16 protein-coding genes are annotated in these 14,953 nt (G+C 57.4%); 3 read left to right on the forward strand and 13 right to left on the reverse strand.

From position 1 onward, the window contains the following. Positions 1–23 precede the first annotated feature (23 nt). The 3 genes from ABC395_RS20040 to ABC395_RS20050 are packed head-to-tail and all read right to left on the reverse strand — an operon-like array spanning position 24 to position 2,561. The gene (locus tag ABC395_RS20040) at positions 24–1,064 is read right to left on the reverse strand and encodes a glycosyltransferase family 4 protein (protein WP_413005660.1); all 1,041 of its coding nucleotides are present in this window, start codon (positions 1,062–1,064) and stop codon (positions 24–26) included. A gap of 55 nt (positions 1,065–1,119) precedes the next feature. Then, positions 1,120–1,302: a hypothetical protein gene (locus ABC395_RS20045; protein WP_103995786.1), complete on the reverse strand. Its 183-nt coding sequence runs from the start codon at positions 1,300–1,302 to the stop codon at positions 1,120–1,122. Positions 1,303–1,334: 32 nt separating this feature from the next. After that, positions 1,335–2,561 (reverse strand): glycosyltransferase family 4 protein, encoded by a 1,227-nt coding sequence (locus ABC395_RS20050; RefSeq protein WP_413005661.1) that lies wholly within the window; start codon positions 2,559–2,561, stop codon positions 1,335–1,337. Between the two features lie 199 nt (positions 2,562–2,760). Between ABC395_RS20050 and ABC395_RS20055 the strand changes: the two genes are divergently transcribed. After that, the gene (locus tag ABC395_RS20055) at positions 2,761–3,114 is read left to right on the forward strand and encodes a hypothetical protein (protein ID WP_413005662.1); all 354 of its coding nucleotides are present in this window, start codon (positions 2,761–2,763) and stop codon (positions 3,112–3,114) included. 120 nt (positions 3,115–3,234) lie between these two features. Here ABC395_RS20055 and ABC395_RS20060 read toward each other — a convergent pair whose 3' ends face one another. The 3 genes from ABC395_RS20060 to ABC395_RS20070 all read right to left on the reverse strand — a co-directional run bounded on the left by ABC395_RS20060 (position 3,235) and on the right by ABC395_RS20070 (position 6,221). Further along, on the reverse strand, positions 3,235–3,606 hold the full coding sequence (locus tag ABC395_RS20060) for a hypothetical protein (RefSeq protein ID WP_413005663.1): 372 nt from the start codon (positions 3,604–3,606) through the stop codon (positions 3,235–3,237). Between the two features lie 145 nt (positions 3,607–3,751). Next, complete coding sequence (locus ABC395_RS20065; protein WP_413005664.1) at positions 3,752–4,972, reverse strand: sialidase family protein; 1,221 nt, start codon at positions 4,970–4,972, stop codon at positions 3,752–3,754. A 25-nt stretch (positions 4,973–4,997) separates the two neighbouring features. Then, positions 4,998–6,221: an exo-alpha-sialidase gene (locus tag ABC395_RS20070; RefSeq protein WP_413005665.1), complete on the reverse strand. Its 1,224-nt coding sequence runs from the start codon at positions 6,219–6,221 to the stop codon at positions 4,998–5,000. 205 nt (positions 6,222–6,426) lie between these two features. Here ABC395_RS20070 and ABC395_RS20075 point away from each other — a divergent pair, with 205 nt between their 5' ends. Then, positions 6,427–7,623 carry a glycosyltransferase family 2 protein gene (locus ABC395_RS20075; RefSeq protein WP_413005666.1) on the forward strand — a complete coding sequence of 399 codons (1,197 nt, stop codon included), beginning with the start codon at positions 6,427–6,429 and terminating at the stop codon, positions 7,621–7,623. Positions 7,624–7,696: 73 nt separating this feature from the next. Here ABC395_RS20075 and ABC395_RS20080 read toward each other — a convergent pair whose 3' ends face one another. After that, positions 7,697–8,779, reverse strand: coding sequence for a glycosyltransferase family 4 protein (locus ABC395_RS20080; RefSeq protein WP_413005667.1), 1,083 nt, complete (start codon positions 8,777–8,779; stop codon positions 7,697–7,699). A gap of 81 nt (positions 8,780–8,860) precedes the next feature. Between ABC395_RS20080 and ABC395_RS20085 the strand changes: the two genes are divergently transcribed. Further along, a complete protein-coding gene (locus ABC395_RS20085) occupies positions 8,861–9,205 on the forward strand; it encodes a hypothetical protein (RefSeq protein WP_413005668.1) in 345 nt (114 codons plus the stop codon). A 113-nt stretch (positions 9,206–9,318) separates the two neighbouring features. Here the strand turns inward: ABC395_RS20085 and ABC395_RS20090 are convergent, their stop codons facing one another. From ABC395_RS20090 to wecB, 6 genes are read right to left on the reverse strand one after another with little or no spacing between them, the layout of a single operon-like run. Next, on the reverse strand, positions 9,319–10,062 hold the full coding sequence (locus ABC395_RS20090) for a glycosyltransferase (protein WP_413005669.1): 744 nt from the start codon (positions 10,060–10,062) through the stop codon (positions 9,319–9,321). 32 nt (positions 10,063–10,094) lie between these two features. Then, positions 10,095–10,940, reverse strand: a complete 846-nt coding sequence (locus tag ABC395_RS20095; protein ID WP_413005670.1) for a glycosyltransferase — start codon at positions 10,938–10,940, stop codon at positions 10,095–10,097. A 36-nt stretch (positions 10,941–10,976) separates the two neighbouring features. Then, complete coding sequence (locus tag ABC395_RS20100; protein WP_413005671.1) at positions 10,977–12,047, reverse strand: NAD-dependent epimerase/dehydratase family protein; 1,071 nt, start codon at positions 12,045–12,047, stop codon at positions 10,977–10,979. Next, on the reverse strand, positions 12,032–12,874 hold the full coding sequence (locus ABC395_RS20105; RefSeq protein ID WP_413005672.1) for a dTDP-4-dehydrorhamnose reductase family protein: 843 nt from the start codon (positions 12,872–12,874) through the stop codon (positions 12,032–12,034). The genes ABC395_RS20100 and ABC395_RS20105 overlap by 16 nt, the downstream gene beginning before the upstream one ends. Then, positions 12,871–13,857 (reverse strand): polysaccharide biosynthesis protein, encoded by a 987-nt coding sequence (locus ABC395_RS20110; protein WP_413005673.1) that lies wholly within the window; start codon positions 13,855–13,857, stop codon positions 12,871–12,873. Before ABC395_RS20110 ends, ABC395_RS20105 begins: the two co-directional genes overlap by 4 nt. After that, positions 13,847–14,941 carry a non-hydrolyzing UDP-N-acetylglucosamine 2-epimerase gene (gene wecB / locus ABC395_RS20115; RefSeq protein ID WP_413005674.1) on the reverse strand — a complete coding sequence of 365 codons (1,095 nt, stop codon included), beginning with the start codon at positions 14,939–14,941 and terminating at the stop codon, positions 13,847–13,849. The genes ABC395_RS20110 and wecB overlap by 11 nt, the downstream gene beginning before the upstream one ends. Positions 14,942–14,953: the final 12 nt, after the last annotated feature.

Below are 14,953 nucleotides of genomic sequence, written 5' to 3' on the forward strand. Positions count from 1 at the left end.
GGGCTTGCTTTTGCACAAAAAGATCAGCGGCTGTTCCATATATCGTGAATAGCTTGGGCGAACGCGTCCACACTTCTGGCCCACGGCCATTGATACGAATCGTACTGGCCCTGAAGAGCGAGACGGGCCCGGAGCTCCTTATCGTGGATCAGCCGGACGACGTCCGCCGCCAGCCGGTTCTGATACCGGTACGAAAGAAGGCAGTTGTACTCGTGCCTCGCGTAATCCGCATTTCCGCCCGAATAGGTCGTGACGAGCGCCGCCCCGCATCTCATGGCCTCCAGACCGGGCAGCGAACCCGAATCGTAAAGCGAGGAACTGACGTAAATGTCGGTTTTATTGTAGAGGTAGCGCAGTTCCTCGTCGTTATTGGGCAGACAGAACTGAAAGCTTCCCGTATCGCGAAGACGCTGCAGACTCGGTGCGGTGTGGAATTCGTCGGGCGGACAGATCAGATTGATCTCCGTATCCGGATAATGGTGTTTGACGAACGCAAGCTGGCTGACCAGGTAATCCTGATCGCGGTGCCAGGCGATTCCCCCTTCCGAGTTGCGGACGACGGCGGAAATTTTGACTGCGGGCGGGGTGGAATCCCGTAGATTCAGATTTTGCATAAACGGTCCGAGTCCGATCGGGACGATATGTCCGCGAATGCCGTGATTGAGTTCGATCAGCTTTTGCTGCCATTCGGACAATACGATAAGATGCGGCGTGGAATGATAAGTGGGGAACGTGATATGATCGTCCGGCAAAAAAGTCGGCTCGTAACAAAGACTGAACCGGGCATGAACACTCCGGTCCCGCTCGCTCGCTTCCACACAAGCGGGCACGGTCGTGTAGAAGTTGGAGATCACCACGTCTCCCGGAGGGATATCATCCGCGTCCAGCGTAATACTGTGACGGCCCCGGACAATCCGGGCCCGGATATCGAACTTCACTTCGGCATGAGCGGGCATCACGATGGTGACGTCGTAACCGCGGTCCGCCAGTCCGTTCGTAATTTCCGCCAGCATCCGCTGGGCTCCGCCGAAATTCAACGTGAGGATGGGAAACACGAGTCTCATGCATTTCCTCCTTTCATGGACGCGCCGGCCGTACCGGTTTTCTGCGGAACGGCGCTTACCCGTTCGGGTGGCTGTTCAAAATATGCTGGATTACCGGGTCCGGCATCCGGTAGTTGTCCGGGAGCCCCGCTCTGATCTGGTTCCACAGCTTGTAATCGACGAGATAATCCGGGTTGGACACCTGCACGGAAAAAAGCGAATTGTACAGGTCGCCCATCACATACACTTTTTCACTCATGTTCCTTCTCCTTTCTGTCCCCGCAGGGAAAATCAGGATTGAGCGGCTTTGACGATCGCCCTGCCGTACACATCGAGAAGCCGCTGAATCATCAGATCCATGGACCAGTGGACGGCCCCCCACTGTCCCGCCTCTCTGCCCATCGCTTCCCGCATGGAGGTATTCTCCAGCAGCGTGTACAAGTGGGTAAACAGCTGCTGGCTGTTGCCCGACGGGAAGATAAGACCCGTACGGCCGTGCTCAACCATCTCGGGCACGCCCGTGGCGTCGCTGACTACGGACGGCTTCCCCGCAAGCTGCGCTTCTATCAGCGACAAAGGCTGATTGTCCACATAGCTTGGCTGTACGAAGATATCGGACTGGGCAAGCAGGTAGGGCACGTCGCTCCGCCTGCCCAGAAACTGGACCGTATCCAGCAGCCCGAGCTCCGTGCACTGCCGGTTAAGCTCCGCCGCCAGGTCCCCTTCTCCCACGATCCAGCAGACGAAATCGTCCCGCACCGTCCGCAGCAGGCCGACCGCCTCGATGAGCAGGGATACGCCTTTGATCGGAATGAGCCGGCCGGTGAAAATAATGGCCTTTTTGCCCGGAGGCTTATAGATCGGGGTGGCTGAGCTTGACATCTGCGCATAGAAATCGTCCGTAGCGTATCCGTACTGGAACACCTCGACCTGATGCTCGGGAACGGAGTACTCCGTGGTCAGCAGCCGTTTCAGCCACTGGGAAGAGGCGATCGTAATATCGCTGCTCGTGGCGCCGAGATGCTCGATAGCGGACTGGAACCGCCAGATGACGGATTCTCCCAGATTCACGTTATTTTCCATCAGATGCAGCTTGATCTCGTGAGCTACCGACCCGTGCAGGCTGGCGACGAGTCCCGTCCGCGGAGATTTGACCCGCCGGAATGAACGCGTGGACAAGACATCCTGCGTATGAATCACGTCGTACTGCTCCAGCCCGAAATAGGCGGCGGCCAGCTCCATGCACAAGGTATTCATTTCAAAATGCGACAGCCAAGAGCTGGAGTGAAGGACCGGATACAGTTCGGGGCTTATTTTCTTTTCCAGAAAAGGTCTTACCGCCTCTTTATGAAAAACACGGCCGCTGAACGGCATATGAAACACACTTTCGTCTTCGCTGTTGCCGAATACATCGACCTCGTGGCCGAGCGCCTCCAGCTTTTCCTTCATCTTGACCATAAGCGGCCATACTCCGCCCAAATGCGGTAACCGCCAGTAGGTAGCGAGCAGTATTTTCAAGAATGTCCCCTCTTTTCTGCGCGAGACTCACAACGCTGCGTGTCCGCACCGGCATGCCTTTATCCCTACACTATATGCGGCTGTTCTCCTCCTTCACGGGTCGTTTGCCTCACCGGGCTCAAAATGTGTACGTGTCCATACGTCTGCGCCGCAATTTCATATACTGGACTATGCCGGATGGAACGGAAGGAAGGTGACCATGTCCATATACCGTTTTGACGCCTATGAGTACGGGCCTTACGACTCGCGCTATATCCAATGCTTCGATCTTGTTTTTCAAAATATCGCCCAGCGGCATTTCGACGTTCTAATTCAGGGCTATCAAGGCCAGAATCGTTTTCTGCTGGGGCTCTATCATCTGGACCCCGCTCCGCAAATGGGGTCGATCGCCCATCTGCCCTCCGCCTATAACCATAACCAGCCTTTTACGCTCTATATTCACACGAATCTGACCAATCCTTATCCTCTCGCGATGACGATGTACGCCAAAAACGAGGGGGCTCTTGTCGCAACCTTCACGACGAATGAATTGACGCTAGTCGATCCCTTGTAACCGTCTGTGCCGGAACTTACCCGTAAAAAAGAGGCCCTTCTTCCGGAAGCGGCCTTTTGAGGGTTATTATTTTTTGCGGCTTTCGGCTGCCGGTGCCAAGCGTTCGAGTCCGAACCGGCGTCATCCCAGCGACGGAATCCGGGTCAGCTCGGATTGGAGAACACGATGCGCAGGCACGATATTGTTGAAACTGTCCAATCCGAATACGGAAGCCACAATAAGCCCCGGCTGAGGGGTAACGACCGCTATCTGAACTTCATAAGCCAGAACACCGGAGATAAAAAACGTGCGGATATCCACAAATTTCGGGGGCACCGAATACGTTTGGAAAAAGAGCGGCGTCTTGGCAACCCCAGTGCTCAGCGTATAAAAGATTTCAACCGTAATTTGAGCCGTATTTACAGCGTCTTCGCTGACGATGGTAACGGCCGCATTAGCGGAAGCTGTACCGAAATCCCTCGTATTAATAAGCATTCCTGTTGTAAAAGCCATTCTCTTCACCCCCTCTCTGTCAATCTCTCAAGCAGTATATTCTTCTTTATCGTCAAAAGATTGGACGACCCCGGGGCCGTCCGAATTTTGCCTGTGTGCCTGCTTCAGGATTCTGAATGTGTCTCCCGCCCGGCTTGCATACCGTTTAATTGCCCGAGAAAATGGTCTGGACTCCGGTTCTCGTGTCCGTCCATACGCCGACAAACCCGAAAGGCGGTATCGTGCTTATCGTCGTGTAATTGCCAATCGACGGAACCGGCGTGGCGCTTCCCGCATTCGGGTTGCTGGATACGGTGCTTTCCCTGCGGTTGAAGAAGCTGTTTCCGCCGTCCGCCGAAATGGCTACATACGTATCCAAATCAAATCCGTTAATCTGATTGGAATAGTACAAAATGGTGACCAGTCCGCTTTTTGGAGACACGTCTATGGAAGGGAAAAAGTTCTGGGTACCTGCCGGAGCCGACGTAACCGAAACCGGAGCCGTCCAGGTTGATCCCTGATCGAAAGACCGGGACAGGAATACATCCGCATAGCCCTGCCGGTTATCCTGCCAGACCGCATAGAGGGTTCCGCTTGTGGCCAAAGCCGAATTGTCGACGGCGATATTCGCGCCGGTCGGCACCTCGAAGCCGTATCCCGTAACCGGGAGGATGGCGGGGACCAGCGCGACGGGCGAAACGATCACGGGCGTCTGGAAAGTAGCCCCGCCATCCAGCGAACGGCTGACCTCGAAGCGCGTAAACGGAGTTAACGAAATGTACGCCACATAGACTATCCCGGTCAATCCGGCGGCCACGTCTCCACGCGTTACATAGTCGGCGTCCGGCGAAACGAGGGCAGGGCGCTGCCAGGTCAGACCATTGTCAAAGGAGCGCTGGAAGAAAATAACGGAGCCGCCCACAAAGTCCGTATTGTATTGATGAACATAAACCAGATAAACGCTGCCTTGATACGTGCTCGCCTGGGAATTATCAAACGCCGCATTCACCTGAACGTTGTTGATAAACGTCGTAAACCCTTGAGCCGCAATGACCGGCGGTCCGAAGCTGAAGCCGTTGTCGGTTGACGTATAGACGGCAATCGAGCCGTTGCCGGCCGCATCGAAAACATGAGACGCCACGATGAATACGTCCGGGAAACCGTACGCGACGACGTTGGATTCGCCTCCGATATATCCCGCCGGAAGCGGCAGAATAAGAGGCCCCCAAGAAATGCCCTGGTCCACGGAACGGTAGACGGCTATCCTCGCCGAGCTGGTCGTAAAATCCGTCGCCGCCGCCACGATATTCAGCGAAGTCAAGTAATTGGCAGCCACGCTGGGTGTCTGTGCAAGCGACCCGGCAGGAGATACCTGCGAATCCGCCATGTAAGACCGCCTCCTCTAGTAAATATTAAAATCCGCCCCATGTCGTCTGAGTGCCTGTTCGGGTATCGGTCCAGACGGCGTAGAAATTGTCCGGCGGCACCGTATCGACATCAATGTAATCTCCGATTAGCGGCGTCGGGATGGGGCTGTCACCGTTCGGGTTAAAAGATGTCGTCGTCACACGAAAATTGGCGAACGTGCTTCCCCCGTCCCGGGATTGAGCCGCAAACACATCGAGATCAAAGCCGTTAAGCCGGTTTGTGTAATAGACAACGGTGATCGTACCGGTTTTGGGCGATACCGTTATGGCCGGGAAAAAATTCTGGGCGCCCGCCGGACTCGCCGTAATGGGAACCGGCGTGCTCCACGTTGTTCCCTGATCCCGTGAACGGGACAGAAACACGTCTGCGTAGCCCTGCCGGTAATCCTGCCAGACCGCATAAATATTGCCGCGTCCGGGGGACACAAGGGCGGTATCCGCCATAATGTTGGAGCAAGTCAGGACACGGAACTCGTATCCCGGAACGGGAAGCACGAGCGGAACGACCGATACGGCGGAGACCAGAATGGGCGGTCCGAATGTTTTCCCTCCGTCCAGCGACCGTCTGATGTAATAGGCTGCGGGGGTTGTCGTGTCGATCCAGGCAAAGTAGAGGTCTCCCCGCAGTCCGATACCTACATCGGGACGCTCGGTATTCCTCATCACATTCGATAAAATCAACGGAGCTTCCCAAGTGGCCCCTCCATCCAGGGACCGCTGAAAGGCCGCCACCGAAAAGCCCCCCGCATCGACATTGTACTGCCGGTTATAGGTCACATAAGCGTTGCCGAGATGCGGACTTGATTGGGAATTGTCATAGAACACCTTCGTCCAGTCGTCATTGATGAACGTTCCGTAGCCGGGATTGACAATCGTCGGTGCCGAGAAGCTTAGCCCGTTGTCCGTGGACCTGTAACAAGCTATCGTACCGCTGGAATTACCCGGGAAAACATGCGCGACGATCAGAAACTGATTCGGAAATCCGTAAGCCGCAAAGGCGGCCTCCGCTCCGACAAATCCCGGCGGCAGGGGGAGGAACGAATTCGTCCAGTTCACTCCCGCATTCTGCGACCGGTATACGCCGGTAAGCGGCGGCCCCAGCGTAAAATCGGTCGCCGTTGCGATCATGAAATTGGCGTCCAGCAAATTGACGGCTAGCGACGGCTCCTGCTTCGGGTTGCCCGAAGCACTCACTTGAAAGTTTGGCATAGGGGCCTCCTTACCCATTCGATTCTCTTATAGTCAGCTTATGCCGGAGAAGCTGTAAGGCAATGGACAATCCGGAAATTAATCGCCTTCCCCGCCAATGTCCACACCCGTCAAATGCGGGGGAATAAACTGGAATAAACATCCGGCGCATCGGCGGCACGCTTGTCCGTCCGGACAATCAGCCGGGAAAGAAGGGATCTTATACATGAGTGATGTCGGCATTGTCATGCCGGTCTATCTTCAGAGACCGTCCTACTTGAAGGAAGCGATCGAAACTATCCTTAACCAGACGTATGCGGATTTCCGTTTTGTCCTCGTGATCGACGGAGTATCGGAGCAAATGGGACCGCAAATCAGGGAGTTGACCGCACATGACAAGCGCGTGGAAATTTTGGAGAACGAACGGAATTTAGGCGTATCCGCTTCACTAAACCGGGGATTTCAGCGGGTTTTTGAAGATCCCGGCATCCGGTACGTAACCTGGGTGTCGAGCGACAACCGCACCCATCCTTACTTCATCGAGCTCCTGCGGCACGAGCTTGCGCATGCGCCCGAGGAAGTCGGGCTGATCTACAGCTGTTTCCGTGAAATAGACGCGGACGGAAAACCTCTTCGCGACGAGGCTTTTCAGGAAGAATTCCGGCGGTATCAGAATAAGCCGAAAGAAGAGCTTCTCGACGTGTGCATTGTCGGCGTTTCTTTTATGTATAAAGCGTGCTACGCCCGGAAAATCGCCGGGTATCACATGGAGCCCGTCGAAGATTACGAATATTGGCTGAGGTTATCTCATTTGTGCGACCTGCGGTACATTCCCGTAGAGCTCGTGGAATACCGGGTCGACTCGGATTTCAGCATTTCCGCCAAGCTCAAAGGTTCTATCGAGCAGCACCGGCGCTGGCGGCGCGCCTTCCGTCTGACCAAAAAACAGGCAAGGGAAAGGCAAGGCATTCCTCTGGAAACGACCGTTTACGTGCCGGTGGCCGATGCGTCCGAAAGCCTTCCCGAGAAGCTGGACCGTCTTCTGGACCAATACTACAGCAATTTTAAGACGGTCGTGGTTGATGTGACGCCGGAAGGGGCATCAGCCGGTCTTCTTCGCGGGATAAGAGATCCTCTGCTGAGCACCCGCTTTTTTCCCGGCATGCCGCCGATCGAAGCCGTCCTTGCCTGCCTGGAAGATCTCACGACCCCATTTGCCGCCATCGCTTACAAAGAGCGTGATTTTGAATACATGGATCTGCAAGTCTTGACGGCCGCCCTGCGAAGCGCCCCCGAAGGAGCTTATTCCGTCTGCTACAACGGCGACCGGAGCGACCTCGCGTACCGCTTCTTTCCGCAGGCGGCTATGCCCTCGACCGAGCTGTTCCGTTCAGCGAAGCTAAAGGAACTTCTGCTCGGGTAGAAGACCGCCTTCCGCACGTTCCGGCTCCAGCACGCTTACACAAAATAACGCTTGGCGGATTCCGCCAAGCGTTTTAAACGTGCTGCTTCATAAGCCCGATTCCAAGCATGCCCAGCATGTGGGAGAACTGCCCGGCATACAGGCCGGGTGAAAACTGCTCCGCCGCATGCCGGCATGCTCTGAAGCGGATTTCCTCGCGCAGCGGAACATTGTCCATCAGCTCCGAAATTTGCCGGAACGCCTCTTCATGGTCGTCGTGGGGATAGAACCTTCCCGTTACGCGGTCCGCGATAAAGCTCCTGACTCCGTCCGAATCCGTCGAGACGACCGGGCAGCGGCAGCACATGGCTTCGAGCACCGCATATCCGAAGCCCTCCACGCGTGAGGTGGAGAGCAGCACGCCGCCGGAATCGCCGATGATGGAATACTGCCTTGCCATCTCTTGGTGGGGAAGATTCGGCACTACCGTCAAGCAGGACCACAACCGGTAGTCCGCGACGAGCTTGCGGAACTCTTCCTCTTCCGAACCCAGCGTATTGTCCACATACATACGGATTTCGACCCGGCGGCCCCGCATCCGGAACAAGCGTCCGACCTCCAGAAGACTCCGCCAGTTCTTGTTGGGCTCGATCCTCCCCACCCAGCCGATGACGGGAACCGGAGCGACGGGATGGCTTTCAAAACGGAAGCTCTCCATGTCGATACAATTATGAAAGCTGAACCTTTTCATCCGGGTGTAATAGGTCTCGAAAATCCGCATCAGATGCGGAGTCCGGGGATACAGCACGGCATCGGCGTGCAGAAGGAGCAGCGGGGCGATCCGCTTCAGAATAAACTCCGCTTCCTCCACGCTCCCCAGCCCCTGGGCCTCGTAAATGATTTTGCCCTTGTAGCCGCTTGACCGCAGGGGCAGAATGAGTTCGGCCACCGTTGAGATGATAACCGCCTCGAACCGTTCCCGGTTGACGATCTCCGTAATCTCCCTCTCGTCTTTCGTCACGTAAACGGGCACCCCGTCCAGATTCTGCATTCCCGTCCCTTTGTGCAAATAAAGCAGACTGCACGAGATGCCGATCTTCTTAAGCGCGATAACCCGCTGGCGGTTCAGCGTCTCCATTCCTCCGCTCGGGATGTAGAACACGAATAAAAGCTTCATGGTACACCTTCCTTCTAGCTATTAAAAAAACATGGCCGCCGCCATGCAAAAGTCCACCCTTCTCCCACCTCGGCGGAAAGGGTGGACCTGAGCAGTCCGCAGGGACGCACCCTGTACGCGTATAAGGCGGACTGTGCGGCGGAACTTGCGGCGGTCCGGCAGCCGAGGCCCTACGGCACCGGACAGCAATCCGCACAAATCCCGCAGACCCGGCGGCTAAACGCGTGCCGACCGTGCAGCGTGCGTGACCCGTATGCCGGACCGGACGAATTTCCGCGTGCATATACGGCGGATTTCCGGGCGGTCCCGGCAGCCGGTCTGCCCGCTGAGCCATGCGGCGTACCGCACGCGGTTGCGGCGCTGCGCGCTGAGCCATACGGCGTACCGCACCCGGAAACAGCACGCTATGCGCTGACCGCACGATGATCTCACACGGATGCGGCGCGTTGTGCGCCGTGCGTACGTGTGCCGTGCCGGGCGGCTTGCCCGCAGAACCTGGGCTGAATCGCCGATAGATTCGGCCGCTCGCGCCGGAGATTCTATCTCCCGGCCTCCATGGCAGCGATGCGGGCGGTAAGCAGCGGGTTGTACCGGGCACGCAGCCTCGCCACTTCACGCTGGATGGCCGGCTGGTGATTCCGGTTGCCCATTCCCCCGTGGAACCGGTACTGGGTCAGTTTCTCGTTCAGGAACTCGATCCGGACACCGGCTACGGCAAGGCGCAGCCACATTTCCAGGTCCTGCGTATATCTGCACGTCTCGTCAAAATAACCGTAGCGCCTGAACAAACTCTTGTGCATCAGGACGGTGCAGCCGTTAATCGGATTGTACTGGAGCATGTAGGTGTACAGCTTCGTGGACGTATTGAAATAGTGCGTATTCCCCGGATCAGTGGGAAAATTCGGCGCGTACCGGACGTGTCCGCCCTCATCGACAACCTCGTAGTTCGTGAAGCTGATTTCCGCTTTCGCCTCGGCCAGCCCGTAAAGCTGGGCCGCCAGTTTATGCGGATGAAAACGGTCGTCCGAACTGAGCCACGCGATATAATCGCCCGAAGCATGGCGGATTCCGTGGTTGAGCGCCGAGGCTGTTCCACCGTTCGCTTTTCCCAAATAATGAATCCACGGCAAGTACGGCGTTATTTTGTCCTGATGCAGGGTCGAGCCGTCGTCGACCACGATGATTTCCCGTTCGGAGTATGTCTGGCTTAACGCGCTGACGATCGCCTGATCCACATAAGCGCAATTGTAAAAAGGGATTATGATGCTCACCCGGGGCGGCATTCCCCACCTCCTTCCCGCAGACGCCCGCCCAATTATCTGCGTTTTTTAACCCCTTTGCCGGCCTTCTTCCCGCGGGCTTTGACCGCCTTAGCCGGGTGTTTGCGGGACCGCCCGCCCGGTCGTTTGCGGTGCCGGACCGCCGGACGCCTTCCTCCGGGCACAAGCCGCCTCTGGCTTCGCGAATGCTGCAGCAAGTACGGCCGGTAACGCCCGCGGACGCTCAGCACTTCCTCCCAGATAGCGGGCTGGTAGAGCATGGTCCCCATGCCGCCGTGAAGGCGGTACAAGGTCAGCGGGACATCCAGGAAATCCAGCGGAAAACCGGCCAGCAGCACGCGGATCCAGAACTCGTAATCCTGGGTATACCGGAGCGTCTCGTCAAAAAATCCGACCGCTCCGAACAGATCCCGGCGCATCATGACCGTGCAGCCGTTGACAGGACAGATTGACAGGAAGGCGTGCGTAAATTCATGAGGATACCGGTATCTGGAAGCCACATTCGCCTGCGTGACGGCTCCCGCCTCGTTGATCTGGTCGAAGGCCGTATGGCTGAAAATCGAGTTCCGTTCCAGCATGAACTGCACCTGACGCCCGATTTTATCCGGATAAAAAAGATCGTCGGAGCTGAGCCAGGCCACATAGTCCCCAGTGGCGAGTGCAAACCCCATATTCAGAGCGGACGCGGCCCCCCCGTTCTCTTTCCCGATATAAATCAGCCGGTCCATATAGGGTTCCAGCTTATCTTTGTGCTGCGTGGAGCCGTCATCCACTACAATCAGCTCGATGTTCGTATAAGTCTGGTTCAGCACGCTGGAAACCGCCTGATCCACGTACGGACAGTTGTAGAAGGGAATCACGACCGTTACTTTCGGCAGCATGCATTCACCTCTTTTCCTTCAAAGGTGGGGCGGCCGTCAGTTCCGCCTGTAATAATCCAGTGCATCCGCCAGGGACGTTTCGAAAGGAATCCGCGCCGACCAGCCGAGCGCCTTGAGTGCCGAGACATCCACCGGTCTGACGGGCTCCGGACGCGGCTTGTTCTCGACCTCCAGAGGCAGCGCCGCAGGAGTCAGCGAGCGGAAGACCGAAACGATCTCGCCGAGGGGGCGCAGCCGCTCCGATCCGATGCGGTAGACCGCTCCGGGTTCCCCCCGGCCGAGAATCGTTTCGTAGGCCGAAACCGCGTCCCGCACGTCGAGATAGTCGCGCTCCTCGCCGAGGGACGACAGCCGGAACGCATCCGGCGGTCCGCCCTTCTCCAGCGCCGCGATTTTGCGGGCGAGCAGCCCGCAAATGCCGCCGGAAGGACCGGGGCCGACCAGATTGGACGGCAGCGCCACCATAATCTGCTGCGAGAACCACCGGTGCCAGGACCGGGCGGCGTACAGCAGGAGCATTTTGCTGAAGCCGTACGGATGCGGGAGCGGCTCGCCAGGTTCGGCCGCGCCGAGCATGGAGCCCGCGATGAGAATCCGCGTGCCGGGCCGCGTACGCAGCGCTTCCAGCAGATACACGGAAGCCATCAGATTCGCCTGCAGGAAAGCCGCCGGGGCCTCCCACGATTCGGCGACGGAATTGCGCCCGGCCAGGTGGAGCACCCAGTCCGGCTCCACTTCGGCTACCAGCGCCAACACGTCCTCCTGCCGGGTCAAATCGCAGGCATGGAGCGTACCCGCAGGCATGGAGCCGGGCCGTCCGGCGGAATACTGTGCTTGAGGCGCACGGAACGCATCCGGCGGATGATCCGCATGCGCCTTTCCGGGCCCGCCGGCCGCGTGCGGTTCGCCATGCGCCTCCGTACGCTCCGGTACGGGCTCAGCACCTCCGTCCGGTTTGCCGTCCGGGACTTCCGCGCGCACCGGCTTCCCTTGCCGCGAGCCCGCGCCGCGGACGACAGCGGCGACTTCATAGCCTTTGGCGGCAAAATAATCCCAAGCGGCGCGGCCCGTAAACCCCGCCGCTCCGGTGATCAGGATTCGAGACATTGCGCACACATCCATTCATCCAGTTCCTTCAGCATCGTTTCATACCCCGGAATAGCGTAGTTCAGATCATCGCGCGTATTTTTGAGCGTCCGGTTCAACCGGACCGAAGCGTTTTTCCGCACCTCGATATCCGTGCGCCCGAACTGCTTGCGGAACAAATTCAGCAGCTCGTATTTGCTCACCTTAACGGGGGCCGTCAAATGTACGAGACCCGTCAGTTCCGGACGCTGCAGCGCATGCTCCACAAATTTGGCAAGCTCCAGCGTAGTGACGCCGTTCCAGTAAGCTCTCGTATAGCCGCCCACTTCTCCTTCCTGGCTCAGAAACCAGTGCAGCAGCCCGATTCCCGATTCCCGGATTTCGGGGCCGATGATCGACGTGCGGACCGTCAGGTGGGGCGCTTCCCTCACTTCCCCGAGCGCCTTGGACCGCCCGTATACGCTTGTGCCGTCCGGCACATCGTCCTCCGTATGATCTCCGCGGCGGCCCGAGAAGACACAATCCGTACTGATATGAATAAGCCTGCCCCCAGTCTCCTGGGCCGCTTCCGCCAGATCGTGCGGGAAAATCCCGTTGACGCGATAGGCGTTAACGGGGTCCGCTTCGGCAAACTGGTTCAGCACACCGATACAGTTAATGACGGCGTCGGGACGGAACGTGCCGATAATGCCCCGGATCCGGGCCGTATCTCTGGCATCGGCCAGCAGCCCTTCCCGGTCGCTTCCGTCCCTTGTCGTGTAAGCGACCTGAAATCCGGGCAGACGGCGCAGATACCGGACCATCACATGTCCCGCCATCCCCTGCCCGCCGGTGACGAGCAGCTTCATGCAAGAAAACCTCCTTTAACGAGCAGAGCACGGATCGCCTCTTTTTCCATCAAATTATCTTTGGAAGAAAAGCTGCTGATTTCCGCCTTCGGATAGGGAGCGTAATGATCCTTGAGACCGGGAATTTCGAGCGTCGGCAGAATAACCAGATACTCCTCGTCGTAAAGAACCGTCGTCTGGCTTTCAAACTCCGTAAGCAAAATCTCGTGGATCTTCTCGCCGGGTCTCGTTCCGGTCTCCACTATCCCCACTTCCGTCTTGCCGGAAGCCTCGATGAGCACGTCGGCCAAATCGAGAATTTTGCAGGTCGGCATCGTCATGACGAAGATTTCGCCGCCCACACTTTCCTCCGAAGCTTTGAAAAGCAAGGAAATCGCCTCTTCGAGTGTCAGGAAGAACCGGGTCATGGCCTTATCCGTAATCGAAATCTGATTTTTCTCGTGGATCTGCTTGTGGAACAAGTGGATGACGCTGCCGTTGGTTCCCAGTACGTTGCCGCCCCGGACGCAAACAAACTTCGTATCGGTCCGCAAAAGGTTCGCGTGCACGATCAGCTTCTCTCCGATCGCTTTGGTCATGCCGTAGAAGTTAGAGGGGTTCGCCGCTTTGTCCGTGGAGATGTAAATCACTTTCCTGACCTTGTTCTCGATGGCCGCTTCGATGACGTACTGGGTGCCGACGACGTTGGTTTTAAGCGCTTCGTAGGGCTGCTCCTCGCATACCGGAACGTGCTTGAGGGCAGCCAGATGGAACACGTAATCCACCTCCTCCGTCGCGCGGATCAAAGCTTCCCTGTCACGGATATCCCCGATGCAGAAGCTGAGACGGCTGTCTTCAAAAGAGCGCTGCATCGCCACCTGAGTCGATTCATTCCGGGAAAACACAATGATTTCCTTGGGGTCCTGCGGAAGAAGCTGCCGGATCAATTCATACCCCCAAGAACCCGTTCCTCCGGTAACCAATATCCTCGTATTACGAAACATGAAGGTTCCCTCCCAGTACAAATTTCACGACTTTTGCCGATACGTCCGTATCCAGATAGCCTTCCGGGCATTCCCAGTCCCGGGGCATCCGCGTCATCAGGTCCGCGGCGGATACGATCCGTTTCGCGTCCAGTCCCGACACCACATTGCTGCCGCAGTCAATCGTCTCCGGCCGTTCTGTCGTCCGGCGTACGGTGACGGTCGGCACACGGAATATGCAGCACTCTTCCTGAACCGTTCCGCTGTCCGTCAGGACACAGTCCGCATTCTTTTCCAATTTCACGAAATCGAAAAACCCGAAAGGCTCGTGAAACTCCACCAGCGGATGAACACTCAGGCTGTCTTCCGCCTCCAAGCGGGACTTGGTGCGGGGATGCAGGCTGCACAGGATGCGTTTGCCGAAGCGTTCCGCCACCCCGCTCAGACCGTTCATGATTTCGCGGAGATGAACGGGGTGATCCACATTTTCCGCCCGGTGGATAGTTGCTGCAAAATACTCTCCCGGCGTCAGGTTCAGACGCTCCAGCACGTCGCTTTCTTCGATCCGGCCGCTGTAATGCTTCAGCACCTCGTAGATCGGATTGCCGGTGCGGACGATGCGCTGGCTCGGCACACCTTCCTTGACTAAATGCTCCTTGCTCTGTTTCGTGTACGGCATGTTTATCGTGGACACCGCATCGATAATGCGGCGGTTTTTCTCCTCGGGCACGGTCAGATCGTAACAGCGGTTGCCCGCCTCCATATGAATGACGGGAATCCCCATTCTCTCGGCCAGTACGGCGCCCAGTGCGCTGTTCGTATCGCCCAGCAGCAGGACGCGGTCGGGCCGCTCCGTGTTCAGGATCGTCTCCAGCTCGCCGAACATCGTCGCAAGCTGCGCACCGAGAGACTGCTGCCGGTCCTGGAGCACATGATCAGGCTGCCGCAATCCGAGTTCCCGGAAGAACACGTCGCTGAGCGTATACGTAAAATTCTGGCCCGTGTGCACCACGACATGTTTCTCCGCCAATTCGTCAAGCTTGCGCATGATCAGGCTCAGCCGGATAATTTCCGGACGCGTGCCGAGCAACGTCACGATTTTCAACGGTCCCACCTT

Origin of the sequence: Paenibacillus canaveralius (assembly GCF_047238265.1) — a bacterium.
GTDB lineage: Bacteria > Bacillota > Bacilli > Paenibacillales > NBRC-103111 > Paenibacillus_F.